Raw genomic sequence first — 13,445 nt, forward strand, 5'->3', positions numbered from 1 at the left:
GGACCGTTGCTTCAGTGGAAGAGAGGGCGGCAGCGCCCGCAGGAGATCCTTTCGCTGTAGCCGTTTCCCGCATGATGCCTGGTCAGCAGGAAGTCATGTCCACTCCCTACGGTGCCGATTCTCTGGTCACGCTGGAAAACTCCTATACTTCAGGGCTCGGCCTTTCCTGCCGCAAGGCGCAGGTGACGGCAGGTGGCTTGTCTCATCGTCTGGCCATCTGCCGCGACGACTCGGGCTGGTATGTTTCCGACCCTATTTTTGAACAGTCTCAGAGATAATTCATGGACAGCGCTTTTGTCGTGCAGGGGCGAGTCATCTACGCTCTGATGATGCGCGAGGTGCATACCATCTACGGTACATCGCGCCTCGGTTACCTGTGGGCGCTCATTCAGACCATGTGGAGCATCGGCGTATTCTGGGGCATACGTTATCTCCTTGGTGCAAAGGCTCCGCACGGTATGCATATTCTCATGTTTTTGCTTGTCGGATTTGGTTTTTTTAAAATATTCAGCGGCATCATCAATAAATGCATGAGTGCTGTGAGCGGAAATCGGGCACTGCTTACATTTCCGCAGGTCACACCTGCAGATCTCATGCTTTCCCGTATGGTCATTACTTGGGCCACGGAACTCGTGGCTGCGATGCTTATTATTACTGTAGGTATACTATTGGGCATGCCCTTTTATCTGACAGATTTTGGTGGGCTTCTGATTGTCCTTTTGCTTTCCCCTTTGCTGGGCCTTGGGCTGGGCATGGCTCTGGCTTCTCTGGCGGTGCTTTACCCTGCGCTGGAGAAAATCGTGCCTATGGTCATGCGTATTCTGTTTTTTACTTCCGGCCTTTTTTATTCCGCTACAACGCTTCCTTCATATGTGCTGAAGTATCTCTGGTACAATCCCATGCTTCAGATCATTGAATGGGCCAGAGTCTGCCTTTCCCGAGGCTACAGCACAATCAGCTACAGCCCTCTCTATCTTGTTTCTGTGACGCTGTTTTGTCTTTGTTTTGGTTTGCTTATGGAACGTTATGTGCGCAGGAGGCTCGTATGATCGAGCTTTCTCATGTGTACAAGAGTTACGGACTGCTGCATGGACGACAGGTCGTGCTGGACAATATTTCCTATACGTTTCGTGAGGGAGTGAACATGGGGATTCTCGGCCTGAACGGCGCAGGCAAGTCCACGCTCATGCGCATTATCTGCGGTGCGGAATCTCCAGACAAGGGAAGAGTCAGGCGCACCAGTCGAGTATCCTGGCCCATATGTTTTTCAGGCGGTTTTCACGGCAGCCTCACGGGACGTGAGAATATGCGGTTCACCTGTCGCATCTATGGGGCGAATATTAAGCAGGTGACGGATTTTGTGGAGGATTTTTCCGAACTCGGTCCGTATATGGACATGCCCATACGTACCTATTCTTCCGGTATGAAGGCCAAGCTGGCGTTCGGCCTCAGCATGGCCATAGGTTTTGATTTTTATCTTATCGACGAAGGCTATGCCGTGGGAGATGCCTCGTTTCGGGCCAAAAGCGAGCGGGTATTTCAGGAGCGCAAGGCGCATTCCACGCTTCTGGTCGTGGCGCACAGTACCTCCGTCATACGCAGCAATTGCGACAACGCCGCTATTTTGAAAGACGGCAAACTGATCTTTTTCGATACGCTGGAAGAAGCGTTGTCGACTTACGAAGGAATGTGCCATGCTCAGAAATGATGCGGTCGATGCCGTACAGCATCCGAAAACGCTGTGGCGCAAGATTCGCCGCTGGATGAAGAAAAGGGCTTTCATAACGGCACTGATGTTGCCTACTGTTCTGACCTTTATTTATTTCCTGTTTGTCGCTTCTCCCATGTATGTGTCGCATGCCAGCTTTGCCATACGCAGTGCGGATGCATCATCACCTTCGGGCATGGATATTGCGTCCATGTTTCTGCGTACATCCGGTTCCACGGGAAACGATACCTACATTATCAACGACTACATTCAGAGCCTTGACATAGCACAGGACATTGATCGCGAACTCGGTATCGTAGCGCATTACAGCAGTCGTGATCATGACATCATTTCCCGTCTGTGGAACCATCCTACCCAAGATGAACTTGCACGTTACTGGCGCTGGGCCGTGGTGCCTCAGCTCAACGTGGATACGGGCATCGTTTCTCTGGAAGTGAAGGCGTACACGCCGGAGATGGCGCAGCTGGTGACGGAGGCCGTACTTAAGCGCAGCGAAGCTCTGGTGAACGCCATGAACGAGCGTGCCCAGAAAGATGCCGTGTCTCTGGCCAGGGAAGAGGTGCAGCGAGCTGAAGAGCGTGTGCGCAACGCCCAGAGCTCCATGCGGACTTTTCGAGACGAACATAATCTTATTGATCCCAAAATTACGGCGGAAGGATTGCAGGGACTGGTTACCGGCCTGGAAGCCGAGGCGACCACGCTGCGCACGCAGATATCGGAAGCCCGGTCCTACATGAAGGCGGATGCGCCGCTTCTGAAGTCCCTTACGCAGCGCCTTGCCGCTGTGGAAAAACAGCTTTCTGAAGAAAAGCTGCGCGTCGCCGGGCGTAGCTCCACGCAGGGCAATTTGAATTCTCTGGTAGCCGCCTATGAAGATCTGACCATAGAGGCGGAGTTTGCCCAGAAGCAGCTTGTTTCGGCCATGACCTCTCTTGAACAGGCACGGATTCAGCAGATGGCGCAGTCCCGCTATGTGGTGGCCTATCAGCAGCCCACCCTTCCGGATGAATCCCTGTATCCCAGACCTTTCCTTTTCACGCTCTATGTTTTTGCGGGAGTGCTCCTTTTCCTGGGCATTGTTTCGCTGGTATGGGCGTCCATTCGAGAACACGCAGGTTTTTAACATGAAGAGAATATACGACGCCGGCATACTATATTTTCTGTGCACGCTCTGCGCTCAGCCCGTGTTTGCGGCGGATACGCAGACGCAGACGCAGAGCTATGGAGCCGCTGCGGCACAGTATCAGAGTTCCATGTCTTCAGGAGTGCCCCTGCAGGGGAGTCTGCCTGCCTCTGCACAAAACAGTATGAACGTAGTCTCTCAGTCCACGCCGGGAAGCTACCAGATGTTCGACGGTTCGCTTCCCTACCGGGAGAAAAGTGCCACGCCTACGGTCATGGATGCTCCGCCTGCCTGGGCGCAGGGCAAGCTCAATCCCTCTGCCTCGGCGCTTCTGGCGCCTTTCGGCGCCAACCTGTTCCACGGCAATTTCGCCGGCACCTACAACGATGGGCTGAACGGCGATTATGTCATATTGCCGGGCGACCGCATCATGGTTCGCGTGTGGGGCGCGAAAACGTACAACGATGTGCTTCCCGTGGATCAGCAGGGCAATATTTTTTTGCCGGAAGTAGGCCCCGTGCATGTGGCCGGACTCAGGCAGTCTGCGCTTCAGGGAGCGGTGAAAGCCCGGCTTGCCTCTGTGTTTACGGACAACGTGAACATCTACGTGAATCTTCAGAGTTCGCAGCCTGTGGCCGTGTATGTGACGGGTTTTGTGAACCAGCCCGGCCGCTATGCCGGTGGTCCCATGGATTCCGTGATGTCCTATCTCGACCGTGCCGGAGGCATTACGCCGAATCGCGGGACCTTCCGCAAGGTGCAGGTGAAGCGCGGCAACAAGGTCGTTGCCAGCCTCGATCTTTATGACTTTGCCCTCAACGGCAATATGCCCGACGTGCGTCTGAAGGACGGCGACGTCATTCTGGTGGGCGAACGGGGCGTGAGCGTGGCAGCTTACGGCATGCTTCGGCAGGAAGCCCGATACGAATTCAGCGGCGCGGCTACTGGCTCTCAGCTCATACGTTACGGCAGTCCTCTTTCCAGCGCGACGCATGTGAGCGTTTCCGGCATCCGGGCAGGCAAGCCTTTCAACGAATATATGACGCTGCAGGAGTTTTCCGGGATGCGCCTTGCCGACGGCGACAGTGTGGAATTCGTGGCCGACACGAGGGGCCGCACCATCATGGCGTCCGTGAGCGGAGCCATCCGTGGAGCGTCGCGTTTTCCGGTGAAGAACAGCACTACGCTGCGTGCTCTTCTTGCCTATGTGGAAGTGGACCCGGCGCTTGCCGATGTGTCCGCGGTCTATGTGCGTCGTCAGAGTGTGGCGCAGCAGCAGAAGACCATTCTGGAAGATTCTCTTCATCGGCTGGAGCGCTCGGCCCTCACGGCAACGTCGGCTACGGCGGAGGAAGCGGAAATAAGAGTGCGCGAGGCAGAACTCGTTCAGGACTTCATTCATCGCGCGGCTACACTCACACCCGATGGCGTAGTAGTGGTGAGCCGTGGCGGAGAAGTACGTGATCTCCTTCTGGAAGACGGAGACGAGGTGGTCATTCCGCAGAAGAGCGATGTGGTGCAGGTGTCCGGCGAAGTGCTTCTGCCCAAGGCCGTGACCTTCGATTCTTCCATGAAGGCGGAAGATTATGTGAAGAGTGCGGGCGGATTCACCGACCGTGCGGATGGGGAGAACGTGCTTGTAGCACGTATGAATGGCGAAGTCGGCCCCATAGCGGAGCTCGGTGTTCATGCCGGAGACAGGATTCTTGTCATGCCTCGCGTGGACACCAAGAATCTGGAATTGGCCAAGGGCATCACTCAGATACTGTATCAGATTGCCGTAGCTACCAAGGTGGCCGTGGGATTGTAGGAGTAAGAGTATGAAAGTTATGGTTATGGCGGGGACCAGACCTGAAGCGATTAAGGTTGCGCCCGTAGTTCGGGAGTTGCACAGACGTAAAGAGCTGACGACAATTCTTTGCAATACCGGGCAGCATAAGGAAATGATTCAGCAGGCCTTTGATGATTTCGGTATTCAACCAGATTTGCATCTGGATGTGATGCAGCCTGGGCAGACCTTGGCATCGTTATCATCTCGTCTCTTTGAGAAAGTTGATCGGGTACTTGTAGAGCAAAAGCCAGACTGGGTGCTTGTTCAGGGAGATACTACGACGGTCATGACGAGTGCCATGTGTGCTTTTTATCGAGATATTAGAGTAGGTCACATAGAGGCAGGACTGCGCAGCTTCAATAAATGGGCGCCTTTTCCTGAGGAAGTGAATAGAGAAGTTGTCAGTAAGGTTGCCGATCTGCATTTTGCTCCTACTAAAATGGCCTATGCCAATCTTATAAGGGAAGGAGTGGACCCCGAAGATGCGCTTGTAACGGGCAATACCGTTATCGATGCTCTGCAATGGATGCAGGGAGAGATTGAGGGCCAGAGGCATCTTCTTGATGAGCGTGTGGTGCAGGCTCAGGAAAAAGGCCATAGAATCATCCTTGTTACGGGGCATAGACGTGAAAATCTTGGTGACGGATTTATTGAAATATGCAATGCCGTGCGCCAGTTGGCAGATGCGTATGCCGATGTAACGTTCGTGTATCCCGTGCATCTTAATCCTCAGGTTCAGAAACCGGTTATGGAGATACTCGGTAATCACCCCCGCATCATTCTTACCAAGCCGTTTTCCTATAAGCCGTTTATTGCCCATTTGAATGCCGCTTACTTTGTTCTTACGGATTCCGGCGGTATTCAGGAAGAAGCGCCGGCACTGGGAAAGCCGGTTTTGGTTATGAGAGATGTGACGGAGCGCCCTGAAGGCGTGAAGGCTGGTGTTTCCAAGTTGGTAGGACCGCATACGGAAGCCATAGTCAAGTATGCCTCAAAGTTGCTGGATAGTCAGGAGAGTTATCACAATATGGCACATGCCGAGAACCCCTATGGTGACGGTCGGGCTTCGGAACGTATTGTGAATGCTTTAATCAACCTTTAATCTGTGAGAAAGTCATATGAATATTTCTGTCTTCGGGCTCGGCTATATTGGTCTTCCTACTGCTACTATGTTTGCAGCACACGGTGCGCATGTTATTGGCGTGGATATTAAAAAAGACGCTGTGGATACCATCAATCATGGGCATATTCATATTGTGGAACCCGGCCTTGAAGAAGTTGTCAAAAACGTTATTGATAATGGTCACTTGCGGGCTACTGTCACGCCTGAAAAGGCCGATGCTTTCCTTATTGCCGTTCCTACACCGTTTATGGGTGATAATCATGAGGCCGATCTCAGCTATATTAAAGCAGCTGCTACTGCCATAGCTCCTGTTCTTGAAAAGGGAAATATTGTTATTCTGGAGTCTACGTCTCCTGTTGGAGCTACGGAAACCATGGTCGGCTGGCTCAAGGAGATTCGGCCTGATCTTGTCTTTGCTTCTGAAGGCTCTGAAGAATGTGATATTTATGTGGCTTACTGCCCTGAACGTGTATTGCCCGGTAAGGTAATGCATGAGCTTATAGAAAATGACCGTATTATCGGCGGCATTAATAAAGCATCTGCGGAAAAAGCGCGTGAAGTGTACCGCATTTTCGTGAAGGGTGAACTTTTGATGACCAACGCCCGCACGGCGGAAATGTCCAAACTCACGGAAAATGCTTTTCGTGATGTGAACATCGCTTTTGCCAACGAACTTTCCCTGATTTGCGACCGGCTGAATATCAATGTCTGGGAACTTATTGAACTGGCAAATCATCATCCCCGCGTGAACATTCTTCAGCCCGGCCCCGGTGTGGGCGGCCACTGCATTGCCGTGGATCCGTGGTTCATCGTGAGCAAGACCCCCGACCTTGCCAGATTGGTGAATACAGCTCGCCTCATCAATGACGGTAAGCCGGAATGGGTCAAGGGCAAAGTGCGTGAGGCCGTGCGTTCCCTGGTCAAGCAGGGGCGTGATGTGAAAGATATACGCATTGCCTGCCTCGGACTCGCATTCAAGCCCGATATCGACGATCTGCGTGAGAGTCCTGCATTGCATATTACCCGTGATCTCGCGAAGGAGTTTCCCGGACAGATTGTAGCTGTGGAGCCGAATGTAAACACTTTGCCTGCGAGTCTGGACGGGACCAGCGTGGAGCTTATACCGCTGTCGGATGCATTACGTGCTGATATCATTGTACTTCTTGTTGCACACAAGGAGTTTAAAGCAGCCGATTTTACTCTTCGAGATAATCAGTTGATTATTGACTGTGTACATGTCTATAAAAAATAAAAAGGAATGTACATATGAAAGAGAATTTTGAGCCTAATCAATATATTTATTTATTAGAAGAGAAGATTGACTTTTATCAAAATAAAGTTGAATCTTTTTATAAAGATCAATTTCGTATTATAAACAATGAAAGGTTAAAGATTGAGGAGGCTAAAAGTTCTCTTGAAGAAAAGTATACTGAATTATATGATAAATATGCTATTTTAATTCATGAATCTTCTGAATATAAAGTATCATATAATAAAGCCAGTGAACTTCTGCAGGCAAACGGAGTACGACTTGCTTGCCTGCAGAAAGAACTGGACGCCGCTCGTGCCGCACATGAAGAGACTTTGGAAAAATACGCCTCTGCAGGAAAGGAACTAGGTAGCCTGAAGGCGGCGCTCTCTGAGGCGGCAGCTCATGCTGCGTCTGAAGAGCGGGAGCATGTTGCCGAACGTACTCGTCTGCAAAGTGCCCTGGAGTCATCTCAGCAGGCAGTGGCGGAAGCACTGGAAAAGCTGGACAGTGCCGTGAAGGAGCGGGACAGCCTGAAGGCGGCGCTCTCTGAGGCGGCAGCTCATGCTGCGTCCGAAGACCGGGAACATGTTGCCGAGCGTACTCGCCTGCAAAGCACCCTGGAGTCATCTCGGCAGGCATTGGCGGAAGCACTGGAAAAGCTGGACAGCATAGTGAAGGAACGTGATCGTCTGAAGACGGCTCTCTCTGAGACAACGGCTCATGCTGCGTCCGAAGAGCAGAGCTATGTCGCCGAGTGCACGCGCCTGCAGGCTACAGTGCAGAAAATGAGGAAGAGCTTGGACAGAATGATACCTGTTGAGCAGTATAATCAGCTTAGAAATGAGCTTGTGCATCAACAGGAGGAACATAATCTGTCCAGCAGGAGAAGCGCTCAGACCATTGACGAGCTCCAGAGCAAAATTTCCAGAATGGAGAACTGGACTTCCATGAAGGTGGGACGTGCGGTCATCAAAGCGGGGAGTCTTAAGGGATTTCTCTCGTTGCCGTATGACCTTTATCATGTATGGAAGGATGTCAGGGGACGTAGAGGTGCTGAAGGGAAGGCTTTGTCCATCCAGTCACTGCGGCAGATGCTGATGACACAGGGCGGAAAAGCCGTTTTGCAGCAGATTACGGAAAGTTCTCTTTCTCCCGGCAGGAAGGCTGATCTTGCTGCGCGCCTTGCAAAGGAATGTTATAAGCAGGACAGTACCTCAGCCTTGTTGCTTATGGAATGTAGCCTGAGCTATAAGAACAACAATGCCTATAGAAAATGGTATGCTTTTCGTCTTTTCGATGCTGGTAATATTAGAAAAAGTTACGCGTTGCTTGCTGAATTGGGTAAAACTGTACATTTTAGCGCATCAGAAAATAATAAAAAGCGTTACATAGAAGGATGCGAGAGATTATTGAATAAACTTCCCGTAATTCATGAAATATCTCGAAAGAAAAGCGATAATAATAGAAAAATATTTTATATAGCATCATCATCTATTGTATATCAGACTACTGGTTATACAGTCAGAACTCATAACTTGTTGCGTGAACTTGTCGCTCAGGGAATGGAAGTTCTATGTGTTACTCGTCCAGGCTATCCATTGGATAGAAATGATATTCAGTTTGATGGAGAAATACGCAGATCTTGTGAGATTGATAATGTTACCTATATAACATTGGATGGACCACACAGAAGAAAGGAAGCTTTGGATGTGTATCTTACCAAATCTTCTGATCTTCTGACGGAATTTTTCCGCAAAGTGCAGCCTGCTGTTGTACATGCAGCTTCGAATTATGAGACTGCACTTCCTGCATGTATGGCTGCCCATAGTCTGGGGATTCCTTTTATATATGAGGTACGCGGCCTTTGGGAATACACCACAGCATCCCGTATTCCGCAATGGGAGACGAGCGAGCGTTTTCATCTCGACAGCAGGCTTGAGGCTTATGTGACGGCACATGCTGATGCTGTATGTGCACTCAATGGTTCCTTGCTGGAAGAAATTATGCGAAGAGCTACGCTGAGAAGAGCTCCTTTTTTGCTGCCCAATGCCATTCCTGGTGACTTAAGGCCGGTAACGGAAAAGTCTGAGACTTTTCTTAACCGATGGAGTCTTTCAAAGAACGATTTTATTGTCGGATACGTAGGATCAATTGTCGGATATGAAGGACTGGACATACTTTTGCGGGCGGCGTCCGATATAAAAGAGGAAATTCCATCGCTCAAGGTCGTCCTCTGTGGCGTCGGCAATGCGCTGGACTCTTTGAAGGAGCTTTCTGCCGAACTGGGTATGGAGAAAAGGGTTATCTTTACAGGAGCGGTTCCTCATAAGGATGTTGCGCTGTGCATGAGTGTTTTTGACGTGGCGGTTCTGCCTCGTGCAGACTACGCAGTTTGCCACCTCGTATCACCGCTTAAGTTGTATGAATACATGGCATACGGACTGCCCCTTGTGGTGTCTGACGTAAAGGCCATGCGGGAGATGGTGGATCCCGGAAGCGATGCGTTGGTGTTCCCTGTCGGCAATACGCGCGCTTTGTCAGAGTGTCTGATTCGACTCCATGCGCATCCTGAGCTGAGGCGTTCCCTGCGTGAGCATGCTCTGGAAACTGCGAGTCGGCATACCTGGGCGAAGAGCGTGGGTAAGCTTTTGAAATGTTACTCTTCATTTTTCTCTGAAGAGTATGCTGATGTTTCTCATGCCGAGAAAGGTGGCTTCATGCAGCCGGGACTCTCGGAGTCTGACTCTCAAATTGCTGAGATTTGCAGGGGAGATGAACATATTACTCCCTTGGCGGAGAACATCACGGTATTGCCGTGTACGGGCAACAGCCTTACGGCGGAAGAAAAAGACCTGCTTCAGGACAGACTGAAAAGCAGTCTGGCCGGGGGAGGGGCTGCTGCCGTAATGGACTTTCTGAAGAGGCAGGATGCCGTGTGCAGTCGCAAGATTCAGGCATTCTGCCATATCAAGGCGTCCGGTCTTTTGCTTGCCGCCGGTTTTGACGAGCAGGCCGTGGTCTGTGCAGAACATGCTGCTGTTCTTGATTCGGGTGCAGGTACGCTGCGGGGCTTTATAAAAGTTTTGCATGATGCTGCCCGTTTTGAAAAAGCCGCCGAAGTTGCCACAAGACTGAAAACACAGCTCGGCGCCAAGATTTCTGAGAAGGATGCTTCATTTCTTGCCAGAATATTTGAGAGCGAGGCGTTGCTTCGCGATGCAGTGGCGGAAAAAAGCGCCTGTCGCTTCGAGCCGCGTCCTGGGGTGGTATTGAACATTCTGGCGTTCAGTCTGCCATACACTTCTGTAGGTTATGCTACACGCTCTCATGGACTGGCCCGGGGGATACAGCATGCCGGGTGGGATATCGTTCCTTATACCCGTCCCGGTTTTCCCGGGGACTTCAAGAAAGAGCTGGCGGGAGAAACTCTGCCGCTTACGGATACCATAGACGGTGTCACCTATCATCGTATTCTGGACATATCCCGTAATGACATGAGTGAAGAAGCATATCTGCGTGCCTGTGCAGAGGCATGGGAGACAATCATTCTTCAGGTACGGCCCTCCGTTGTACATGCGGCATCCAATTACGTCACAGCTCTTCCCGCGCTTATTGCCGCAAAAAAAGCAGGGGTATCTTTTGTCTATGAGGTGCGCGGATTCTGGGAGGTTACCCGTTCGTCCCGTGACAAATCTTTCATGAATACGGCTAAGTACCGTTACATGGCACTGTTTGAGAAGGTCGTCTGCGATCAGGCGGACAAGGTCATCACCATTACCACCCCCATGAAGAAAGAGCTGATGCATCGGGGGCTGCCGGAAGAAAAGATATCCATAGCCTTCAACAGTGTGGATGTGGAACGCTTTGTTCCCGTTCCCAGAGATGAGGCTCTGGCAGAAAAGCTCGGTATAGCCGGAGATTGTCCTGTAATAGGCTATGTCGGCTCCATCGTTGACTATGAGGGACTTGATGACTTGATAACGGCGGCAGCGGCCCTGAAGCAGGAAGGACTGAAGTTCCGCCTTCTGCTTGTGGGGGACGGTGCCGTGTTCGAAGAGCTTCACCGTCAGGTGGAGGAACTGAGCCTTGAAGATATCGTCATCATGCCGGGGCGCGTGCCTCATGAACAGGTTGAATCCTATTATTCTCTTGTGCACATAGCACCGTTCCCGCGCAAGCCGTGGGAAGTGTGTGAACTTGTCTCTCCGCTCAAACCCTTTGAGGCCATGGCCCAGCAGAAGGCTGTGGTTGTGTCGTCCACGGAAGCCCTTCGTGAAATTGTCCGGCACGGAGAAAATGGCATGATATTTGAAAAGGGCAATGTCGTCAGTCTGCAGAACGTGCTGCGTGAACTTCTCACGGATGCAGACCTGTGCGCTCGTCTGGGGCAGAACGCCAGAAACTGGGTCATGCAGGAACGTACATGGAATCATGCCGGTCAGGTGTGCGTGGAGACGTATGGGAAGATCAGGGAGATACAGGACTATGCAGGGATTTGAAACTCATGATTACTATATTGGCGCATGTCCTATCTGCAATGATTCTTTACAGGAAGTTGAAAAAGGACAGATTTGTAAAATCTGTTCCAGCCGTGCGCGAACACGCTCTCTGGATGCTGTGATAAACAAATATCTCGCTTCGTGTATGCATGATAATTCTGCTGCAAAGTTGCCATTGCTGACTTTTGCCATGACAGGAGCAGAAAAAAAGTTTCTTTTACCTATTTTTCATACATTTAAATCTGTCTCACTGTTCGGTTCCTACGGTTCAAATCATGAGACCGGTGTGGATATACGGGATCTTTCGCGTTATGAAACAAACAGTTTCGCCGGGGTGTACGGTTCGCTGCTGTTTGATTATTTTCCAGAACATGAACAAGCACTAAAAGAGTGTTTTCGCGTTATTGCTCCAGGAGGTATTTTTTTTACTCACATCTCCTCCTCTCGCATCCTCGACGGCTACGAATCTCCTCGGGAAAAGGGGAGAATCAAATCCCGCACTGGATATTCTGATTGTCTGCTGGGGAAAACGACTCTCCCTGATGTACAGGTAGGGCGTGACTGGTTTCTGCAAAAGCTGGAGCAGACGGGGTTCAAACCTTCCTTGGTTCGAGTACATGATGCTGTGCCGGGACTGGTATCGGAGTGGTTTGTCGGCATCAAATCTGAAAAAAAAGGACTGACGGAATATTTCGAAACAGATGCCTCTGATAACAATGTCATCAGTACCAGAATTACTGAAGTTTTCCGTTCTACAGTACCTCTTGGAGATGGTATTGGAATTCTTACTTTTGAGCTTATAGAAGGGATACATAGCAGCCTCACGTTTCTGGAAGATCATATATTCGAATTCAAGGGGAATTTATCTCGTGAACTTCTTGCTGCCGGCAATGCTAGAAACCAGCTTCTCCTATCCCATGATCTGGGAAATACATGGCAGCAGATCTATGCCGATATTCAATGGGACAGCAAGATTCGTTCTGTTTTTTCTCTGGCAGACGGCGGGCGTCTTGTTCGTACTTTTACGGGGCAGATGTATCATCTAGGGGCTGACGGCAATCTCCTCAGCCAATACCCTACCGGCATCTGGCACTGGCACGGCTCGCAAGGTATCGGTCAGTCATCCACAGGTACGGTCATGTATGCCGAATATGCTGCCATGAGAAAGGACGATGGCATACAGGCAGCCAGTGTCTGGCGCTATCGACCTCACTTACCGGAAGAGGGGTGGCACAAGGTACTGACCTTTCCTGTAGCTGTATGTCCCCCCCTAGGGGAATTGCGTCATTTCCATATATGTTATCCGCACCCGAAGAAGCCATCCTTATGGATTTTGGCTTCCGGCGATATGGACAACCATTGCCGCCTGTGGATAAGCGCAGATGATGGAGATTCGTGGCAGGAAATGACTTTTGACTCTATTGAGTTGAAAGATATGCCTGCACAGGCTCCACGACTGCTGCGTTTTACATCCTTTGCAGCACTGAAAAATGGTGATTTAATCTGGGGAACGGATGATGTCTGTGACAGTAGGCGTGCTGCATTGGTCACATTAAGCTTGTCTGGAGAAAAGCCGATGCTCTCTTTTCTCGGTTGGCTCGGCAAAAATTGTATTCGCAATATTACAACCTGTGGTGATAGGACGTTTCTACTGATTTCAGAATCAAAACATGAACTGACAGCGGCAGATTGCATACTTTTTGATGCCGAAAACAAACGTACCTGCTTCCTATTGTTGCCCAACATTGCTCAACAAAAAAGTCCTACGACAGGTTCTTTAGGCTCCTTAACGATGCTCGATAAGACTGGTTTTTTCCCTGCATCTGGTTCCATTCTCATTCAGTCAGATAAAAGAGGCCTTTTCCGTGTTCGCATAAAGGAGAGGTAA

9 protein-coding genes are annotated in these 13,445 nt (G+C 50.6%); all 9 read left to right on the top strand.

Annotated features, from left to right (window positions below; all coding sequences use genetic code 11):
- The first annotated feature begins 71 nt into the window (after positions 1–71).
- Genes ABGT79_RS11945 through ABGT79_RS11985 form a run of 9 tightly spaced genes read left to right on the top strand, consistent with a single transcriptional unit; the run spans position 72 to position 13,445 of the window.
- Positions 72–278 carry a DVU3141 family protein gene (locus ABGT79_RS11945; protein WP_346666363.1) on the top strand — a complete coding sequence of 69 codons (207 nt, stop codon included), beginning with the start codon at positions 72–74 and terminating at the stop codon, positions 276–278.
- A 3-nt stretch (positions 279–281) separates the two neighbouring features.
- Positions 282–1,049: an ABC transporter permease gene (locus ABGT79_RS11950; RefSeq protein ID WP_346666364.1), complete on the top strand. Its 768-nt coding sequence runs from the start codon at positions 282–284 to the stop codon at positions 1,047–1,049.
- Positions 1,046–1,708 carry an ABC transporter ATP-binding protein gene (locus tag ABGT79_RS11955; RefSeq protein ID WP_346666365.1) on the top strand — a complete coding sequence of 221 codons (663 nt, stop codon included), beginning with the start codon at positions 1,046–1,048 and terminating at the stop codon, positions 1,706–1,708. The genes ABGT79_RS11950 and ABGT79_RS11955 overlap by 4 nt, the downstream gene beginning before the upstream one ends.
- Positions 1,695–2,852, top strand: a complete 1,158-nt coding sequence (locus ABGT79_RS11960) for a capsule biosynthesis protein (RefSeq protein ID WP_346666366.1) — start codon at positions 1,695–1,697, stop codon at positions 2,850–2,852. Before ABGT79_RS11955 ends, ABGT79_RS11960 begins: the two co-directional genes overlap by 14 nt.
- A 1-nt stretch (position 2,853) precedes the next feature.
- Positions 2,854–4,662 carry a polysaccharide biosynthesis/export family protein gene (locus ABGT79_RS11965; protein WP_346666367.1) on the top strand — a complete coding sequence of 603 codons (1,809 nt, stop codon included), beginning with the start codon at positions 2,854–2,856 and terminating at the stop codon, positions 4,660–4,662.
- Positions 4,663–4,672: 10 nt separating this feature from the next.
- Positions 4,673–5,785, top strand: a complete 1,113-nt coding sequence (gene wecB / locus ABGT79_RS11970) for a non-hydrolyzing UDP-N-acetylglucosamine 2-epimerase (RefSeq protein WP_346666368.1) — start codon at positions 4,673–4,675, stop codon at positions 5,783–5,785.
- Between the two features lie 16 nt (positions 5,786–5,801).
- On the top strand, positions 5,802–7,058 hold the full coding sequence (gene wecC / locus ABGT79_RS11975) for a UDP-N-acetyl-D-mannosamine dehydrogenase (RefSeq protein WP_346666369.1): 1,257 nt from the start codon (positions 5,802–5,804) through the stop codon (positions 7,056–7,058).
- Between the two features lie 14 nt (positions 7,059–7,072).
- Positions 7,073–11,557 (top strand): glycosyltransferase, encoded by a 4,485-nt coding sequence (locus ABGT79_RS11980; RefSeq protein ID WP_346666370.1) that lies wholly within the window; start codon positions 7,073–7,075, stop codon positions 11,555–11,557.
- Entirely contained in the window at positions 11,544–13,445 is a 1,902-nt protein-coding gene (locus ABGT79_RS11985) for a methyltransferase domain-containing protein (protein ID WP_346666371.1), read from the top strand. Before ABGT79_RS11980 ends, ABGT79_RS11985 begins: the two co-directional genes overlap by 14 nt.

The organism is uncultured Mailhella sp. (assembly GCF_963931295.1).
Taxonomy (GTDB): domain Bacteria; phylum Desulfobacterota; class Desulfovibrionia; order Desulfovibrionales; family Desulfovibrionaceae; genus Mailhella.